Raw genomic sequence first — 18354 nt, 5'->3', positions numbered from 1 at the left:
CCTACCTTAAACCATCCGGCTCTGTTCGACCGCAGCCTCGATGAAGGAAGCAAACAGCGGATGTGGATCCAGCGGGCGGCTCTTCAGCTCCGGATGGTACTGCACACCGATGAACCAGGGGTGGTCTGGATATTCGACCGTCTCGGGCAGCACGCCATCGGGAGACATGCCGGCAAAGACCAGCCCGCAGTCTTCCAGCCGCTGCTTGTAGTCGATGTTGACCTCGTAGCGATGGCGATGACGTTCGGAGATCTCGGTATCGCCATAGATCGCGGCGATCTTGGAGCCGGATGCCAGCCGTGAATCGTAGGCGCCGAGCCGCATGGTGCCGCCGAGATCGCCGGCCGCCTGCCGCTTCTCCAGCATGTTGCCTTTCAGCCATTCGGTCATCAGGCCGACAACCGGCTCCTTCGTTGCACCAAATTCGGTCGACGAGGCATTTTCGATGCCTGCAAGCGAACGAGCCGCCTCGATACAGGCCATCTGCATGCCAAAACAGATGCCGAAATACGGCACCTTGCGCTCACGGGCGAATTTGGCGGCCAGGATCTTGCCTTCCGAGCCCCGCTCCCCAAAGCCGCCAGGCACCAGGATGCCATGCACCTTTTCCAGGAACGGTGCCGGGTCTTCCTTCTCGAAGACCTCGCTTTCGATCCAGTCGAGCTTGACCTTGACGCGATTGGCCATACCGCCATGCGACAACGCCTCGATCAGCGACTTATAGGCGTCCTTGAGGCCGGTATATTTGCCGACGATGGCGATGGTGACTTCGCCTTCCGGATTGTGGATGCGTTCCGCCACGCCCTGCCACGGCTCCATGCGCGGCTTCGGCGCCGGTTCGATACCGAAGGCAGCAAGAACTTCCGTGTCCAGCCCTTCATTGTGATAGGCCATGGGCACGTCGTAGATATGTCCGACGTCCAGCGCCTGGATGACGGCCGATTCGCGCACATTGCAAAACAGCGACAGCTTGCGGCGCTCTTCCTTGGGGATCGCGCGATCGGCGCGCACGAGCAGGATGTCGGGCGCAATGCCGATGGAACGCAGTTCCTTGACCGAGTGCTGCGTCGGCTTGGTCTTCAATTCACCAGCCGCCGGAATGTAGGGCATCAGCGTCAAGTGCACATAAACGGCATTGTTGCGCGGCAGATCATTGCCGAGCTGACGAATGGCCTCCAGGAACGGCATCGCTTCGATGTCGCCCACCGTGCCGCCGATCTCGCACAGCACGAAGTCGTAATCGTCATTGCCGTCGAGGACGAAATTCTTGATCTCATCGGTGACGTGCGGAATGACCTGGACGGTAGCGCCAAGATAATCGCCGCGCCGTTCGCGCTCGATGATATTCTTGTAGATGCGGCCGGTGGTGATGTTGTCGTTCTGGTTGGCCGAACGCCCTGTGAAACGCTCATAATGGCCGAGATCGAGATCGGTCTCGGCACCGTCGTCGGTCACGAACACTTCGCCGTGTTGATAAGGCGACATCGTGCCGGGATCGACGTTGAGATAGGGATCGAGTTTTTTGATGCGCGCGCGGTAACCGCGCGCCTGCAACAGGGCTCCGAGAGCCGCTGCGGCTATGCCTTTTCCAAGGGAAGAAACCACGCCGCCGGTGATGAATACATATCGCGCCATGGGAACCATCGCTTAGCGCGGCCTGATCGATTCCGCCAGTGGAAAAACCGCCGCGCGTGGTTTTTCCCGGAAGTACTGACATGGCCAGTCATGGCCAAAACAAAAGGGCCGGCTGGAGCCGGCCCTTTTGCCAATTGTTCGTATCACGTTACAGGACGACGACCTTGGTGCCCATCTTGACGCGATTGTACAGCTCGATGACGTGATCGTTGATCATGCGGAAGCAGCCATTGGACGAGCTGGTGCCGATCGTCTGCGGAGCAATGGTGCCATGGATGCGCAGGTGCGTATCCTTCTTGCCGTCATAGAGGTAGATTGCACGCGCGCCGAGCGGGTTCTGGCCGCCACCAGGCATGCCATCCTTGTACTGACCGTACTTCTTCGGCTCGCGCTCCTGCATGTCCTTGGTCGGAATCCACCGCGGCCATTCCTGCTTGTCGCCGACAGTGGTGTCGCCCTTGTACTGCAGACCTTCCTTGCCGACCGCGATTGCATAGCGGCGGGCAGTGGACCAGGATTCGACCAGATAGAGACGGCGTTCCGCCGTATTGATGACGATGGTGCCAGGCTCATAGCCGGAGAATGTCACTTCCTGCGGCTCGTATTCCGGCCTTACCTTGAACGGTTTCTTGGCCGACTTCTTGTCCATGACAGCGTCCAGCGCACGCGTCTGCGGGAGCATGGCCATCGAGGATGAACCGGAATTGCCGCCGAAAAGTCCCGCGAACAGGCCGGTATTGGTCCGCGGACGGACTTCACCGGCACGTGGCTCGCTGCGCAACTCACCATTGTTGCCGTTCGCAACGACATCCACGGCCTCGGCCGGGAGCGGCTCTTCAACAACTGCGGGAATAGGCTCGACCGGCTTGGCCAGCTCAAGCTTGGCCAGTTTCTTGGCCTGCTTGGCATCTTCAGCGGGCTCCGCCGACTGGATGACCGGCTTCTGGCCCTTCTTGGCCAGAAATTCCTGGCGGGCGGCTTCGGCCTTGGCCTTGGCAGCTTCACGCATCGCCATCTTGCGAGCTTCGAGCACTTTTTCCTTGGCGAGCTGGCGCTCGATCTGAACCTGTTTTTCCAGATCCTGGATGCGAGCGAGATCGGCCTCGGTCGGTTTCTTTTTCTTCTTGAGCTGCTTCAGCTCGACAGCCGCGCTCTTGGTCTTGGCGGTGTCGGCCTTGGTTGCCTTCGGGTTGGCGGGTGCCGCCGCATAGGCAGGCGCACCGATAGTGAGCGCGGCGCAAAGGCCGGCGAGAATGAAACTGCGAAGCCGCATGGCGAAGTTCCGTCCAGAAGAATCGTGTTGCCCACGGCAACAGCCGGCGCCCTCAAGGCGCCCCAATTGCCGCAATTTCGCTATAATCGAATAGACCGCGGCCGCTCAAGCGCCTTTGCCACGGTGCAAGATCGAATCTTCGTGATGGCACCGCATTTGCAGCAACTGTGTTCCAGGAACAACAGGTAATAGTGTTACTGTGCCGTTGGGGCTGTTACTTGCTTGGCGACTGTGCCCAAACGGGACAATCGTTGAAACCGTGCCCGCCAAGGCGATTATGGAGGATCTTCATGTCCACAATTGCCGATGTCATGGCCGAACTTGCTGCTCTGGAAAACCCGAAAATGCGGGCGGCCAATGAGGAGCGCGGCGACGATCACGGCGTTAACCTGTCTGCCTTGCGCGGGATCGCCAAGCGGCTGAAGGTCCAGAACGAGCTGGCAAAAGAGCTTTGGGCTACAGGCAACACGGCCGCGCAACTATTGGCAACATTGATTGCGAAGCCAAAAGCCTTCTCCGCCAAAGAACTCGACGCGATGATCCGCAACGTTCACGCGCCAAAGCTCCTGGACTGGTTCGTCGTCAATCTCGTCAGGCCCGGCAAGCACGCGGAAGAACTGCGGCTAAGCTGGAAAGACGATACGGATCTGGTTGGGCGGGCCGGCTGGAGTCTGACGACCGACCGCGTGATCAAAAATGGCGATGGATTGAACATCGTCGGCCTGCTCGACCAGATCGAGCGGGAGATGAAGGACGCGCCCGGACCCAAGCAGTGGTCGATGAATCATTGCCTTGCCGAAATTGGCATCCGTCACCCCAGGCATCGTGCCCGCGCCATCGGTATCGGCGAGAAGCTCGAGGTTTTGATCGACTATCCTGCCTCGCCCGGCTGCACGCCCCCATACGCCCCCATCTGGATTGCCGAGATGGTGCGGCGCCATGAGGGGCTGACTTAGCCTAATTGTTTGCTGGCGACTTTGCGTCAAGGGCAGTCACTTTGTGAGTGTAGGCACTTGACTTGATGCTGGCGGAAGGACCGTCTAGTCAACGCATCATGACGGTATCCTCGATCGGAGGTTCCATGGCATTTTGGTTGGGAAATGCCATTGGATTGGTGATCGCTTATCTCCTTGGCTCCATCCCCACAGGATACCTGGCGGGTCAACTGCTTCGGGGTCTCGATATCCGAGAGCATGGCTCCAAATCCACCGGGGCAACGAACGTGCTGCGAACTCTGGGCAAATGGCCAGCGTTGGTGGTTCTTCTCATAGATGTGCTGAAGGGTGTGGCAGCAATCGTCTTTGCCCGCTGGTTTTACGCCTGGCTCCTTCCACAAGCGCCCTTCCCGTCACCGACAGCAATTGATGTCCACGCCTTGTTGCCATGGGCTGTGTGCTTATCGGGACTGGCGGTGCTGTTGGGGCATGGACGTTCGATCTGGTTGAACTTTACAGGTGGGAAATCCGCCGCCACGGGACTTGGTGTCTTGTTGGCGATATCTCTGCCCACGGGTCTAGGCGCCTTAGCTGTTTGGGGCGTCGTTCTGGCTATTTTTCGGATCGTTTCCCTCAGCTCGATATTGGCCGCATTGACTGCAATCGCACTCGTCTTCTGTTTCGGGCTACCGCTGCCCTACCGATTGCTGGTGATTGCGGGTGGCATGTACGTGATTGTGCGTCATCGCGCCAATATCCTCCGGCTTTTTTCCGGATCGGAACCGCGGCTGGGGCAGAGTGGCTCGGGACCGAAAGCGGCCCAGTAGATTTGTAAAAGTGGCTCTCACCATGACGTGGCAGGCCCGTCCGCTGCCATCGGCAATTGTTCACTTCAAGCGCTCGGTGAGGGTGATCGAAACCCGGTCGCCGGCGCGCTTGCCGATCATCTTCAGCAGATCTTCCTTGAGCGGCAGTTTGTGATTGCCGTCGCCAAGCGCCATGAAGGAACTCTGGAACGCGACACCGTCAACGGTTGCACGGACCTTCACCAGCCCTCTCGTTCCAAAGAATTCGGCCGAATATGGCCAGATGACGTAGGTCCAGCCGCCCGCAGCCGGGCTTTTCAATATCTGCGCGTCAAAGGATGCGTCGAGAAATTCTCCCATCTTTCGTCTCCTGGATGATCTCATCAAGGACGCAGCATGGACAGTCATTCCGACACGGTGGACAGATTTTCCCGCAACGGATTGCGCGGAGGCCTGCCGCCTCGACTTAATTGGCAGGTTCGGTTTCGCCGCCGTTTTCGGCCCAATCCTTGAAGCCGCCGAGGTTATAAACCTTCTGGTAGCCCATATCCTTGAGCACCTTGCCGCTCAAGGCCGAGCGGCCACCGGAGGCGCAATAGAGGATGATTGGGCGATCTTTACGCAGCTCGGCATTGTGGTAGGGCGTGTCCGCATCTGCGCGGAATTCCAGCATGCCACGTGAGATGTTGATGGCGCCCTTCACCTTGCCGCTGGCCTGAACTTCGGGAGCGTCGCGTACGTCGACGACCAGGGCATCTTCGCCGGCAATCAATTTTCGGGCCTCATCCGCCGTGATCTTCGGCACCGCCGCATTCGCGGCCGCCATCATGTCTTTGACGTTGCTCGGCATTTCTGTCTCCTTCCATCTCCCTGATCTCTGGAAAGCCTAATGAACCTCGGAGGCCATGGATAGATGCTCGAAAGGCTTACGCCTCGTGACAATCGCCGCCAAATAAAAACGCCCGCCGGACCGGTGTGTCTGGCGGGCGTTCGTGAACAACGCCATGAGGCGGAGATAGCTTACTGGTTTGGCACCTGTGGCTGAGCAGGTTGCTGCGTTGCCGGAGCTGTCGTGCCGTTGGCCGCGGGAGCCGTGGTACCGTTGGCGGGTGCTGCAGGCTGCGTCGATTGCGGCTTGGTTGCGGCATCACCCGAAGGCGGGGTCTGATTGCCAGCCGGAGCCGCCGGCGTCACATTGCCTGGAAGCTGGTCGAGTACACCCTTGCCGCCGGTCTGCGACTGCGAAGCTGGTGCGCGATCAAGGAAATCCGTTGCGCCCGGGCTGTAGCGGGCAACGATCGACAGGATCAGCGAGGTAGCGAAAAACGCCGCCGCCAGGATCGCGGTCGCACGGGTCAGTGCATTGGCGGCACCACGTGCGGTCATGAATCCAGAACCGCCGCCGATGCCGAGGCCGCCACCTTCCGAGCGTTGCAGAAGCACCACGCCGACAAGCGCGAGCACGATCATGAGATGGATGACGATCAGGACGGTTTGCATTGTCTACCTTGGCAAAACTGGCACGGACACCAGTGGCGACCGGTGAACAGGTGGCGGCTCATACAATGCTTTCGTGGCATTTCCAAGCCCGGCACCCGAATATGGGGAGCGGGGTTGTCATTGCAACCGCCGCCCCTGTCCTCAAAGGCTGAGATAGGCCTCGGCGATGCCAAGAAAATCGGTCGCCTTCAAGCTGGCGCCACCGACCAGCGCGCCGTCGACATTGGCGACACCCAACAGCTCGACTGCATTGGATGGCTTGACCGAACCGCCATATAGAATGCGGACCTTGCCCGCTTCTGCCGCCCCGAGTTTTTCGGCGAGTTTGGCGCGGATATGCGCATGCGCTTGCGCCACATCGGCAGTGGTCGGCGTCAAGCCGGTGCCGATCGCCCAGACTGGCTCATAGGCCAGGACCGTCCCAGCGGCTGTCGCATTTGCGGGCACCGAACCGGCGATCTGGCGCGACAGAATGTCGAGCGTAGCGCCCTGCTCGCGCTGTTCCCGGGTCTCCCCGATGCAGATGATGGCGACGATCCCGGCGCGCCAGGCGGCTTGCGCCTTGGCATGGACAGCCGCATCGTCCTCGCCATGGTCGGTGCGACGCTCGGAATGACCGACGATGACGTGGCTGGCGCCGGCGTCCTTCAGCATCTCCGCCGAGATGTCACCGGTGTGCGCGCCACTCTCCTTGGCGTGACAGTCCTCGCCGCCAGCCTTGACTGGCGTGCCCGCGAGCACGTCTGCGGCGCGCGACAGCAGGGTCGCCGGGACACAGATCAGCGCATCCGCTTTCGCGTTGAGGGCGCCCATGAAGCCATGGCCGATTGAACGCAGTTCGCCAAGCGAAGCGCCGGTTCCGTTCATCTTCCAGTTGCCTGCCACGAGGGGACGTATGTCTGGCGTCATTCTGCGGTTCTCCGATCGTTCTGTCGGGGCCTTCCCTATCAAAAACAGACCACAAAGCAATCGACAGTAGGCTTGAAGGACGCTATTGCGCTTGGCTTACTTCAATACGGACAACATCATGCTCTCTATATTGCGAAGCGCGGCGGGAACCTGGGTCGCGAAAGCCCTGCTCTCCCTCTTGGTGGTCAGCTTCGCCGTTTGGGGTATCTCCAGCCGCGTGATGGGTACGATTGCCGGGCACCACAGCGTGCTGAATACAGGCGGTACGTCCGTTTCCGTCACCGAATACCGCCTCGCCTATGACCGCGAGCTCAACGTCATGTCACAGCAGTTCGGCCAGCGGCTGACACGAGAGCAGGCCAAAGCGCTCGGCATCGACAACCGCGTGCTGGTTCAGCTGGTTTCAGGCGCCGTGCTGGACGAACAGGCCCGCAAGCTTGGCCTCGGCCTCTCCGAGAACCGCGTCGCCGAACTCACCCGCGAGGACCCCGCTTTCAAGGGTGGCGATGGCCAGTTCGATCGCCGTCTGTTCGACTATGTGCTGCGCCAGATCGGCATGCGGCCGGAAGACTATCTGAAGAACCGCGTCCAGGTAGCGACCCGCCAGCAGATCGTCGAGGCCGTATCCGACGGCATGAAAGCGCCGGATACTTTCCTCAAGGCCGTTGCGCTCTATCGAGGCGAGGACCGCACCATCGATTATCTGGTTCTGCCAAAATCCCTGGTCGAACCGATCTCGGCGCCGTCCGACAGCGATCTGAAGGCCTATTTCGAAGCCAACAAGAAGAAGTATGCCGCCCCCGAATACCGCAAGTTCTCCTATGTCCGTCTCGAGCCGGAGGACATCATGGATCTTTCCGCGGTGACCGAGCAGCAGATCAAGGACGACTACGAGAAGAACAAGGCCCGCTACACAACGCCTGAAACACGCACCATAGAACAGCTGGTCTTCAAGTCGCCGGAAGCGGCAACGGCCGCATTCGATTCGCTGCGGAGCGGCGCGACCTTCGACAAGCTGGTGACAGCGGAAGGCAAGACCCAGGCCGATACGCTGCTTGGCACGCTGGCCAAGGACAAGATTGCCGATAAGGCCGTCGCGGACGCCGCCTTCGCTCTCCAGGCCAACGAGGTGAGCCCGGTCGTCAAGGGCGCCTTCGGTCCCCTGCTGCTTCGCGTCACCGAGATCAAGCCGGAGGTGGTGAAACCAGTCGCTGAGGTGTCCGATCAGATCCGCAAGGAACTGGCCGTCAATGAAGCGAGCCGCATCCTGCTCGACACGCATGATTCTTACGAAGACGCCCGCGCTGGTGGCTCCACCATGCAGGAGGCTGCCGAAAAGCTGAAACTGAAGATGGTTCCCATCGAGGCCATCGACCGTACCGGTCAGAAGCCGGACGGCACCGTCGTCACCGGCCTGCCGGAATCGGTGTCGCTCATCCGCGCCGTCTTCGATGCCGAGCAGGGTATTGAGAACGAGGGGCTGACCACCGCCGACAATGGCTATGTCTTCTATGAGCTGAACGGCGTCACCCCTGCTCGCGACCGCACGCTGGACGAAGTGCGCCAGAAGGTGGTTGCCGACTGGACCGAGGCCGAGGCCGAGAAGCGGCTTGTCGCCAAGGCCGAGGAGCTCGAGAAGAGTGTCAAGTCAGGTGCGACTCTCGACGCCGTCGCAGGCGAACTGAAGCTCGAAAAGCAGACCAAGCGCGGCCTGAAACGCGAGGCAGATGACGCCGATTTCGGCAAGGATGGCACGGCGGCCGTATTTGCCGTGGCGGAAGGTGGTTCCGGCATCGTCTCGGCCCCGACAGGCACCGCCAAGATCTTGTTCAAGGTCGCCGAAGTGTTCGAACCGGCCGGTGCCGATGCGTCGGCAGTTCCAGACGATGTGAAGAAGTCCTTCGCATCCGGCATGTCCGACGATCTGTTGGAGGAACTGGTCGCGCAGTTGCAGTCCCAGTTCAGCGTCAAGGTCGACCAGGTCGCGATCGAGCAGGCCCAGCAGATCCAATGAGTGCGCTGAAGCCTCATATCGCCAAGGTCGCGGCCGGCAACACGCTCTCTTTCGACGAGGCGCGCGAGGCCTTCGACATCATCATGTCGGGCGATGCCACGCCCGGCCAGATCGGTGGTTTTCTGATGGCGCTGCGCGTGCGTGGCGAAGCCGTCAGCGAGATTTCCGGCGCAGTGGCGACCATGCGCGACAAGATGCTGCGTGTCGTGGCACCTGCGGGCGCGGTCGATATCGTGGGCACCGGCGGCGACGGCTCGCATTCGCTCAACATTTCGACGGCATCCGCTTTTGTCATTGCCGGCGCCGGCGTACCGGTGGCCAAGCACGGCAATCGCGGCCTGTCCTCGCAAACCGGTTCGGCCGACGTGCTGACCGGGCTCGGTATCAAGATCGACCTGACGCCCGAAGCAATCGGCGATTGCATTGCCAGGGCCGGTGTCGGCTTCATGTTCGCGCCATCGCATCATCCTGCCATGAAACATGTCGGTCCGGTGCGCGGCGAACTCGGCACCCGCACGATCTTCAACCTGCTTGGGCCCCTCTCCAATCCGGCCGGCGTCGGCCGTCAAATGGTCGGCGTGTTCGCGCCGGAATGGATCGTTCCGGTGGCAGAAACGTTGAAGGCACTGGGTGCGGACCACGCCTGGGTGGCGCATGGCGACGGTTATGACGAGATCACCACGACCGGAGAGACGGAAATTGCTGAACTGGTCGGCGGCGCGATCCGCACCTTCAAGCTGACGCCGGAGATGGTCGGGCTGAAACGCTATACCAAACAGGACCTGCGCGGTGGCGATGCCGCCTACAATGCCGAAGCGTTGCGCAAGCTGCTTTCCGGTGTGCCGGGGGCATATCGTGATACGGTGCTGATGAATGCCGGCGCAGGCCTCGTGGTGGCTGGCAGGACCGCGACGCTGGAAGACGGCGTGAGACAAGCCGCAGCAGCGATCGACACAGGCAAAGCCCGGGCTGTGCTGGAAACGCTGGTCAAGGTCTCCAACGAATAGAGTCAGGACAATGGCCGATATCCTGCGAAAGATCGAAGCCTACAAGCGCGAGGAGATCGCCGCCGCCAAGGCGCACTTGCCGCTCACCGAGATCAAGGCACGTGCAGCCGATACCGACCATCCGCGTGGTTTCCTGGCCGCGCTTGAAGCCAAACGCGCTGCCGGCGCCTTTGCGCTGATCGCCGAGATCAAGAAGGCGAGCCCGTCAAAGGGGCTGATCCGCGCCGATTTTGACCCACCGTCGCTGGCACAGGCCTATCAGGCCGGCGGCGCCGCCTGCCTGTCGGTTCTGACTGATTCGCCATCTTTCCAGGGTGCGCCGGAATTCCTCACCACCGCTCGCAAGGCGGTGAATCTGCCTGCGCTGCGCAAAGATTTCCTGTTCGATCCTTATCAGGTCTACGAGGCCCGTGCCTGGGGTGCGGACGCCATTCTCATCATCATGGCGAGCGTCGACGATCAACTGGCTGCGGAACTTGAAGAAACCGCCCTTTCACTCGGCATGGACGCGCTTGTCGAAGTCCACGATGAAGAGGAGACGGAGCGCGCCCTAAAACTCGAATCGCGCCTCCTCGGCATCAACAATCGCAATCTGCGCACCTTCGAGACCAGTCTCGAAACGTCCGAACGGCTGGCGGCAATGGTGCCTTCCGATCGTCTGCTGGTCAGCGAAAGTGGCATCTTCACCCATGACGACTGCCGCCGCATGGAAAAGAGCGGCATCGGCACTTTCCTCGTCGGCGAAAGCCTGATGCGGCAGGCCGATGTGACTGCGGCGACACGTGCGCTGCTGGGCCTCGAAACCAGGGCCGAGGCTGTCTGAGATGCCCGGGAACACCCTCACCCATCTCGGTGCGCAAGGCGAAGCGCACATGGTCGATGTCGGTGACAAGGCCGAGACCATGCGCACGGCGCTGGCCGAAGGCTTCGTCTCGATGCAGGCTGAAACGCTCGCCATGATACTCGACGGCAATGCCAAGAAAGGCGATGTGCTGGGCACTGCTCGCATCGCCGGCATCATGGCAGCCAAGAAGGCACATGACCTGATCCCACTCTGCCATCCACTGCTGCTGACCAAGGTATCTGTCGATATCGAGCCAGCCCCCGCTTTGCCCGGCCTGAAGGTCACCGCGCTTGCGCGCGTTACCGGCAAGACCGGTGTCGAAATGGAAGCGCTCACCGCCGCTTCGGTTGCATGCCTGACCATCTACGACATGGCCAAGGCAGTGGACCGTGCCATGGTTATTTCCGGTATCCGCCTGGTGGAAAAGACCGGGGGCAAATCAGGCGATTACAGGGTGGAAACCTGATGTCGCTGGTGCCGGTCGAAGAAGCGCTGCAGCGACTGCTGGACGACGCCGAACCGCTCGCTGCGGAGACCGTCGCATTGACCGACGCCTTCGATCGGGTGCTGGCAACCCCCTTGGCGGCGTTGCGCACGCAGCCGCCTTTCGATGCCTCCGCTATGGACGGCTATGCGGCAAAGGCCGCCGATGTGGCCGCAACGCCGGTGACGTTGAAGGTGATCGGCAGCGCGCCAGCCGGCCGTGCGTTTCAGGGCGCCGTTGGTACCGGCGAGACCGTGCGCGTCTTCACCGGTGCACCACTGCCCGCCGGCAGCGACACCATCGTCATCCAGGAAAACGTGCGCGACTTGGGCGATGGCTCCGTCGAAGTGTTGGAATCCGCATCCGAAGGTCGCAACATCCGCCGCAAAGGGCTGGATTTCAACACTGGCGATGTTCTGCTCAAAAAAGGCCGCGTGCTCGACGCCGCAGCTTTGTCGCTAGCCGCTTCTGCGAACCATCCGGCACTTGCCGTGGTGCGCCGGCCGCTGGTTGCTATCATCGCCACGGGTGACGAATTACTGCCACCCGGCAGCGTGCCGGGACCGGACCAGATCATCTCTTCCAACGCTTATGGTGTGGCAGCTGCGGCCCAGGCCGTCGGTGCGCATGCATTGGATCTCGGCATCGCACCCGACCGCAAGGACGCCATCGCCGCGGCGGTACGACAGGCTGTCGAAGCCGGCGCCAACGTCATCGTCACCCTTGGCGGCGCCTCCGTCGGCGATCACGACCTGGTGCACGATGTTCTGACCAGCGAAGGCATGACGCTGGACTTCTGGAAGCTCGCCATGCGCCCAGGCAAGCCGCTGATGTTTGGCCGCATGGGTGCGATCCGCTGCATCGGCTTGCCTGGAAACCCAGTGGCTAGCCTGGTCTGTTCGCAGCTTTTCCTGAAACCCCTGCTTGCCCGTCTTGGCGGCCGCCCCTTCAGCCAGGATATCCGCGAGGCAAGCCTCACAACCAATATGGCGGCCAATGACCGCAGGCAGGACTACATCCGTGCCCGGATCGAACAGGATGGCAGCAGATTGGCCGCGACGCCGTTCGGCGTTCAGGATTCCTCGATGCTTCGTGCTTTATCGGATGCCAACGGGCTGATCATTCGCCCGCCACATGCACCCAAGGCCGAAGCCGGCTCCACGTGCCAGGTGCTGATGCTGCGCTGATCTGAGAAGAAGGCAGATAGCAAAGCCCCGGCTGTCTCTCGGCAGCCAGGGCTTCAACCATCGGATCAGTTCAAGACCTCAACGATTTCATAGGTTTCCGGATCCACAAGAACCGCCCTGTTGTCGATGACGGTGTAACGATATCGTGTATCGGGAACTTCATGCAGGGTTACCGTCTCCGGTACTCTCGAGCCCAGATTGAGCTCCAACCCGAGCACATTGATCGAAGCCACGGGGTTCTTACGAACATACTCGCGGATGACGGTCTTCTGCTCCGGCTGGATCACCACTGTACCTGGCCGTTGTGCCGGGACCACCACGGTATCCTGTGCGTGGCTGGCAGCAGCGCCTGCGAGGACTGCGCAAACGGCATATATCGGAAGAAGCGGTTTCATCGTTCTCTCCTTTCAAGCACGATTGCCCGAAGGAGGAATGCGGACGTCAACGGCCCCGTTCCTAATGAATTAAGGTCTTGTTGCGGCAACTTTGTGCCGAACCACAAGGAAAGGTATGGAACTCACTTTTCGAGATGGCATCCAGCTTACGGAATTTCTCCACGAACACCGGATCGGAAAAGAACTCATCGATATTGCCGGCGCCCTGCCTCGACGTTGACGACGGTTTCGCCGTCAGTGCTCCTGGCAAGGGTATTCCAGAGGCGTTGAAGAAGGCTTCGATGCGGCGATCCACACGAGTGACGTCGGGACGCACGCCTCACGAGGCGCAAGCTTTGGCACATTCCGGAAATGTGAGAATTGACCCCTCGGCAGGACTTTTCGAAACAGACGGGTAGCCGCACCAGCCGTTACACTGAACAAAGCGTCAACAAATTCATTAAACTTTAAAAGGTTGCGGAACACAAATGGAACAGATAGTGTTTGTTCTGGATTTGTTTTTCTGATTCTGGTTCCGTTCCACGGAGGGTGGCTATGCTGACACGCAAGCAACATGAGCTTTTGCTCTTCATCCATGAACGGCTGAAGGAAAGCGGAATTCCGCCTTCCTTCGACGAGATGAAGGAAGCGCTGGATCTTGCCTCGAAGTCCGGCATCCACCGCCTCATAACCGCTCTGGAAGAGCGCGGCTTTATTCGCCGGCTGCCAAACCGGGCGCGTGCACTGGAAGTGTTGAGGCTTCCCGATTCGATCGCGCCCGGCCTCAATGCGGCTCGGAAATTTTCGCCCGCTGTCATCCAGGGCAGTCTGGGGCGGCCTGCACCGAAGGAACCGCAACGCCTGCAGGCCCCAGGCAATGACGACGATGCCACGGCTTCCGTTTCCATCCCAGTCATGGGCCGCATCGCCGCCGGCGTACCGATCGACGCGATCCAGCACCGCACCCATTCGATCTCCGTGCCGCCCGATATGATTGCGGGGGGGGAGCACTATGCATTGGAAGTCAAAGGCGACTCCATGATCGAGGCCGGTATTTTCGACGGCGACACGGTCATCATCCGCAATGCCAATACGGCCAATCCTGGCGAAATCGTCGTGGCGCTCGTCGACGAGGAAGAAGCGACACTCAAGCGATTCCGTCGCAAGGGTGCCTCGATCGCGCTGGAGGCCGCCAATCCAGCCTATGAGACCCGCATCTTCGGCCCGGACCGGGTCAAAGTACAAGGCAAGCTGGTTGGGTTGATCCGCCGCTATTGAGTGAACGGCCTAATTTCGCAGTCACTTAGCCGGCCGCACATCAGGAATTGTGGCAGGTTCTGCAGCCGGGTGAAGCTGATCATCCCGACGTTTGGATTTGAACGCTTTTTTAGGAAGCGGTGGCAGCCCCCTCGCCTCGCGGGTGAACATGCGCTGTGCATGCCAGGGTCGATTTGTGCTCTCGAGCGCAAACAGGATATTAGCCGGTTTATCAGCAGAAACATCAAATCGTACCGCCGCACTGCCGGTGCGGGCGAGATCCTTCTTGGTAACCACCAAGATCGCCGGGTCGTTGCAGGGGTCGGATGCGGTGGCATCGTCGATGACAATGAGTGAGGCGACCCCACAAGCCGATTTCGCTGCATCGGCATATGCAGTCATCACCACGACCGCACCCGACGGATGGCGCGCGAAACACAGGCGCCGTGCACATAGGAAGGGTGTGCCGAAAGGCATGTCGAGCACATTTTCAACGGTCATTTCAACGTCAGCCGAAACATCCTCCGGCAAGACCGTCGTCTCCACATTGAGTGCGCGACGCCAATTGTCCAGCGTGAAAACATTGGGCCGCGCTCGGCTGACGGCGACCTCATCGTCGCCGATCGGCAGCGCGACGAGACGCGCATCCTCGGAGATCAGCACGTCGGGCGTTTCGACATTGCTCATCGTCAGCATACCAGCGAGCGCAAAAGGCAGCGCCAGCCAGCGCAACCATGTCGTGGTCATCGCGCCGATGGCGAGCGCTGCGGTGACGAAGAGCACTGACTGGGTCGAGACGAGCCCTACTCCGTCGACGGGGGAGCGGATGGAAATCCATTCGGCGATCGCCATCATCACCGTTAGTCCCTTGCCCATCACATAGAGAAACGGCCAGTCGGCGCCGAACGGCATGGCAAATGCGCTGAAAACAGCGGCCAGCATGATGAGCGAAACCACCGGCATTACGGCCAGATTGGCGAACAGGCTGAGGGGCGAGACACGCTGGAAATGCCAGACCGCGAAGAGTGCCGTTGCCAGCCCAGCAACGATCGAGGTCGCCGCCATGCCGCCTACCGCAATCAGCGACTTGTGCACGAGTATCCCAGCAAACGAGCGCACCGGCGGCGGAGCAGTGGGCATTGCGCTACGGCGCTCTGTCCAAGCCGCGTAAGCACCAATCAGTGCAGCGGTCGCCGCAAACGACATTTGGAAAGATGGACCAACCACCTCATGCGGTGCGGTCAGGATCACGATCACCGCCGAGATTGCAAGATTGCGCATCGACAGCGCCGCTCGGTCGAACAACACCGCAATCAGCATGACCGCCAGCATGATGAAGCTGCGCTCGGCCGCCACCACCACACCCGAGATCGCCAGATACGCCGCAATCGAACAGAGGGCCGCGAAAGCGGCGTATTTCTTGACCGGTCGACGTGTCGAAAAATCGGGGAACAGAGCAAATGTGCCGCGCAGCAGCAGCAGAATAGCTCCGGCCACCATTGCCATGTGCAGGCCGGAGATCGAGATGATGTGATAGATGCCCGTCCTTCGCATCGCTTCGTTGACGGAATCTGGAATGCCGGCGCGCACACCGACGATCAGCGCTGCCGCGATCTCGCCCTCCGATCCACCGATCGAGGCGCGAATGCGATCGGCGATCACCTCGCGCGCGCGTTCGACCGCGACCGACAGCCGTGTGGTGAGCGGCGCAATGCTCTCCCCATCTGATGCGAGCTTCGGCTTGCCCATGAAGAAGCCGGTCGCGCCGATGCCGTCGAAATAGCTTTCGAAGGAGAAGTCGTAGCCACCAGGTCGCACCGGGCCGGCCGGCGGCATCAAGCGGGCGTAACCGGATACGATCGATCCGGCGCGGATGTCGGCCGGCATTCCCAGCGCCGAAAGCCGCACGCGCTCTGGCTGATATCGCAGCTTGGGCCGCTCGGTGGCGATGACGTCAAGCGTCAGCCGTGTGCGCCCGCTCGCCATCGGCTCGACCGAGATCACCCGCCCCGTCACCCTGGTTGATACCTGTGCACCCAACATATTGCCGGGCATGCGCCACGTCTCGATCTTGGCGGCAAGAATGCCGAGTACGAAGAAAAGTACAGCCATCGCTGCGAGATGCACGCCGAGACGGCGGCGTGAAAACAGCGCAATGACGGCAAGAACCAGGCCGCCGGCAACCAACTGCGGGAGGGCTGGCTCCCGATCGAGTGAGAAGTAGACCGTCGCTCCGGCCGCCAGGAAAACAGGCACAAACAGGAAGGCGACGCCACGATCGAGTTCCAAAGCGACCGCCTTGGCGAAGAGACCACGCGGGTCTCTGCCGACCAGTTTTGTCAGGCGTCGCCGGCAGACCTCGAGCCATGATGGTTCGTCGGAACGCCCGGCTTGCGTGTCAGAACGAAGACGCTGGCGAGCAGAAAACAGGTCATCGAGCGCCGACTGCCCTCCGATCGTCGGAGTGTCCGTGGATGCGGCTGCGGCATCGCCGCTGTCACCCTTTTTGGAAGCAAACAAAAGACGCTCATTGATGCCGTGTTCAGCATCAATGGCCTCTCGCCCATCCCTCTCCGCTCCAGCCATCGGGCCTGCCCCTTGCGCCCCTGACCTCCTATGCTACATGAACGCCCAAACAACGAAAGTCCGCGCTTCTGGCGCTTCTCCCAGAGAGTTCCATGTCCGATCAGGTCGTCACCCGTTTCGCCCCTTCGCCTACCGGTTTCCTGCACATCGGTGGTGCGCGCACAGCGCTGTTCAACTGGCTTTATGCCAAGCACACCAACGGCAAGATGCTCCTGCGCATCGAAGACACGGACCGCGAACGTTCGACCGAGGCAGCGACCACCGCTATCCTCGATGGATTGACCTGGCTCGGCCTTAACTGGGACGGCGAGGCCGTCTCGCAATTCCAGCGCGCCGCGCGCCACCGCGAGGTCGCCGAAGAACTGGTACGGCTGGGCAAGGCCTATTACGCCTACGAGACGCCCGCGGAGCTGGACGCGATGCGGGAAGCCGCTCGCGCACAAGGATTGCCACCGCGCTACAATGGCCATTGGCGCGACCGCGATACCACCGAGGCGCCGAAGGGCGTGGCAGGTGCAATCCGCATCAAGGTGCCACGCGAGGGCGAGACCGTCGTTGACGATCTCGTACAGGGCGAGGTGCGCTTTCCCAACAAAGATCTCGACGATTTCATCATCCTGCGCTCGGACGGTGTAGCGACCTACATGCACGCTGTCGTCGTCGACGATCACGACATGGGCGTCACTCATATCATCCGAGGCGACGACCATCTGACGAATGCCGCACGCCAGACAACGATCTACCGCGCCATGGGCTGGGATGTGCCAAAGATGGCGCATATCCCGCTGATCCACGGCGCCGATGGCGCCAAGCTGTCCAAGCGCCATGGCGCGCTCGGCGTCGAGGCCTATCGCGCAATGGGCTATTTGCCAGAGGCACTGCTCAACTATCTGGCCCGCCTTGGCTGGAGCCACGGCGACGACGAAGTCATGTCGATCGACCAAATGGTGTCTTGGTTCGACATCATCGACGTCAACAAGGGCGCCGCCCGCTTCGACTTCGCCAAGCTCGAGGCGCTGAACGGTGTCCACATGCGCGGCATGGACGATGCGGCGCTGACCAAGGTGTTTTTCGACACACTGCCTTACCTGCCAAATGGCGAGACCCTGGCCGCCCAGTTGGACGAGAAAAAGAAAGCACAGATATTGCAGGCAATGCCGGGCCTGAAGGAGCGCGCCAAGACGCTGGTCGAGCTCGCCGACAGTCTCTATTTCATCGCTGCCCATCGCCCGCTGCAGTTGGATGAAAAGGCAGCCTCCCTGCTCGATGCCGACGCCAAAGCCGTTCTGAAGGCAGTGCTTGGCCATTTCCAGGAGCTCGGTGAGTGGACTGTCACAACCACCGAAGCTGCCGTGCGTGCCTATGCCGAAACGGCGGGAGTCAAACTCGGCAAGGTGGCGCAGCCTTTGCGCGCCGCCCTGACCGGCCGCAGCACCTCGCCAGGCGTTTTCGACGTGCTTGCCGTGCTTGGCCGCGACGAAAGTCTTGCTCGCATCGCAGATCAAATCGATTAGGAGTTCTGGTCCAAGAACTTTAGCATTGA

Annotated in this window: 17 protein-coding genes and 1 pseudogene; 9 read left to right on the top strand and 9 right to left on the bottom strand. The window is 60.9% G+C overall.

Annotated elements, in window-relative coordinates; translation table 11 throughout:
* Positions 1 to 6: 6 nt before the first annotated feature.
* Both ACFWXH_RS13425 and ACFWXH_RS13420 read right to left on the bottom strand, forming a co-directional pair.
* Positions 7 to 1644, bottom strand: a complete 1638-nt coding sequence (locus ACFWXH_RS13425; RefSeq protein ID WP_152979848.1) for a CTP synthase — start codon at positions 1642 to 1644, stop codon at positions 7 to 9.
* A 139-nt stretch (positions 1645 to 1783) separates the two neighbouring features.
* Positions 1784 to 2908: a L,D-transpeptidase gene (locus ACFWXH_RS13420; RefSeq protein WP_379120839.1), complete on the bottom strand. Its 1125-nt coding sequence runs from the start codon at positions 2906 to 2908 to the stop codon at positions 1784 to 1786.
* A 290-nt stretch (positions 2909 to 3198) separates the two neighbouring features.
* Between ACFWXH_RS13420 and ACFWXH_RS13415 the strand changes: the two genes are divergently transcribed.
* Together ACFWXH_RS13415 and plsY are read left to right on the top strand one after the other, a co-directional pair.
* Positions 3199 to 3864: a DNA alkylation repair protein gene (locus tag ACFWXH_RS13415; RefSeq protein ID WP_379120837.1), complete on the top strand. Its 666-nt coding sequence runs from the start codon at positions 3199 to 3201 to the stop codon at positions 3862 to 3864.
* Between the two features lie 125 nt (positions 3865 to 3989).
* On the top strand, positions 3990 to 4670 hold the full coding sequence (plsY, locus tag ACFWXH_RS13410) for a glycerol-3-phosphate 1-O-acyltransferase PlsY (protein WP_379120835.1): 681 nt from the start codon (positions 3990 to 3992) through the stop codon (positions 4668 to 4670).
* 60 nt (positions 4671 to 4730) lie between these two features.
* On the opposite strand, the gene ACFWXH_RS13405 is transcribed toward plsY, so the two are convergent.
* The 4 genes from ACFWXH_RS13405 to tpiA form a co-directional block, all read right to left on the bottom strand.
* On the bottom strand, positions 4731 to 5009 hold the full coding sequence (locus ACFWXH_RS13405; protein ID WP_379120833.1) for a DUF1905 domain-containing protein: 279 nt from the start codon (positions 5007 to 5009) through the stop codon (positions 4731 to 4733).
* A gap of 106 nt (positions 5010 to 5115) precedes the next feature.
* Complete coding sequence (locus ACFWXH_RS13400; RefSeq protein ID WP_379120831.1) at positions 5116 to 5499, bottom strand: rhodanese-like domain-containing protein; 384 nt, start codon at positions 5497 to 5499, stop codon at positions 5116 to 5118.
* 170 nt (positions 5500 to 5669) lie between these two features.
* Positions 5670 to 6149, bottom strand: a complete 480-nt coding sequence (secG, locus tag ACFWXH_RS13395) for a preprotein translocase subunit SecG (RefSeq protein ID WP_379120829.1) — start codon at positions 6147 to 6149, stop codon at positions 5670 to 5672.
* Between the two features lie 141 nt (positions 6150 to 6290).
* Positions 6291 to 7058, bottom strand: a complete 768-nt coding sequence (tpiA, locus tag ACFWXH_RS13390) for a triose-phosphate isomerase (RefSeq protein ID WP_379120827.1) — start codon at positions 7056 to 7058, stop codon at positions 6291 to 6293.
* 118 nt (positions 7059 to 7176) lie between these two features.
* Here tpiA and ACFWXH_RS13385 point away from each other — a divergent pair, with 118 nt between their 5' ends.
* From ACFWXH_RS13385 to glp, 5 genes are read left to right on the top strand one after another with little or no spacing between them, the layout of a single operon-like run.
* A complete protein-coding gene (locus ACFWXH_RS13385) occupies positions 7177 to 9072 on the top strand; it encodes a SurA N-terminal domain-containing protein (protein ID WP_379120825.1) in 1896 nt (631 codons plus the stop codon).
* Positions 9069 to 10079: an anthranilate phosphoribosyltransferase gene (gene trpD / locus ACFWXH_RS13380; protein ID WP_379120823.1), complete on the top strand. Its 1011-nt coding sequence runs from the start codon at positions 9069 to 9071 to the stop codon at positions 10077 to 10079. Before ACFWXH_RS13385 ends, trpD begins: the two co-directional genes overlap by 4 nt.
* Positions 10080 to 10089: 10 nt before the next feature.
* On the top strand, positions 10090 to 10902 hold the full coding sequence (gene trpC / locus ACFWXH_RS13375; RefSeq protein ID WP_379120821.1) for an indole-3-glycerol phosphate synthase TrpC: 813 nt from the start codon (positions 10090 to 10092) through the stop codon (positions 10900 to 10902).
* A 1-nt stretch (position 10903) separates the two neighbouring features.
* A complete protein-coding gene (gene moaC / locus ACFWXH_RS13370; protein ID WP_379120819.1) occupies positions 10904 to 11389 on the top strand; it encodes a cyclic pyranopterin monophosphate synthase MoaC in 486 nt (161 codons plus the stop codon).
* A complete protein-coding gene (glp, locus tag ACFWXH_RS13365) occupies positions 11389 to 12594 on the top strand; it encodes a gephyrin-like molybdotransferase Glp (protein WP_379120817.1) in 1206 nt (401 codons plus the stop codon). The genes moaC and glp overlap by 1 nt, the downstream gene beginning before the upstream one ends.
* A gap of 65 nt (positions 12595 to 12659) precedes the next feature.
* Here glp and ACFWXH_RS13360 read toward each other — a convergent pair whose 3' ends face one another.
* Together ACFWXH_RS13360 and ACFWXH_RS13355 are read right to left on the bottom strand one after the other, a co-directional pair.
* Positions 12660 to 12989, bottom strand: coding sequence for a DUF1236 domain-containing protein (locus tag ACFWXH_RS13360; RefSeq protein WP_379120815.1), 330 nt, complete (start codon positions 12987 to 12989; stop codon positions 12660 to 12662).
* Between the two features lie 61 nt (positions 12990 to 13050).
* Positions 13051 to 13252 (bottom strand): annotated as a pseudogene (locus tag ACFWXH_RS13355) (hypothetical protein); the annotation flags it as partial.
* Between the two features lie 271 nt (positions 13253 to 13523).
* Here ACFWXH_RS13355 and lexA point away from each other — a divergent pair.
* Positions 13524 to 14246 (top strand): transcriptional repressor LexA, encoded by a 723-nt coding sequence (gene lexA / locus ACFWXH_RS13350; protein WP_054310875.1) that lies wholly within the window; start codon positions 13524 to 13526, stop codon positions 14244 to 14246.
* Positions 14247 to 14267: 21 nt separating this feature from the next.
* Here the strand turns inward: lexA and ACFWXH_RS13345 are convergent, their stop codons facing one another.
* Positions 14268 to 16811 (bottom strand): ComEC/Rec2 family competence protein, encoded by a 2544-nt coding sequence (locus ACFWXH_RS13345; protein ID WP_379120813.1) that lies wholly within the window; start codon positions 16809 to 16811, stop codon positions 14268 to 14270.
* 92 nt (positions 16812 to 16903) lie between these two features.
* Between ACFWXH_RS13345 and gltX the strand changes: the two genes are divergently transcribed.
* A complete protein-coding gene (gene gltX, locus ACFWXH_RS13340; protein WP_379120810.1) occupies positions 16904 to 18325 on the top strand; it encodes a glutamate--tRNA ligase in 1422 nt (473 codons plus the stop codon).
* The last annotated feature ends 29 nt before the right edge of the window (positions 18326 to 18354 follow it).

Source organism: Mesorhizobium sp. NPDC059054, from assembly GCF_042739215.1.
In the GTDB taxonomy this organism is placed as follows: Bacteria; Pseudomonadota; Alphaproteobacteria; order Rhizobiales; family Rhizobiaceae; genus Mesorhizobium.
Note: the sequence above shows the minus strand (reverse complement) of the source record. Positions and strands in the feature narration are given on the sequence as shown.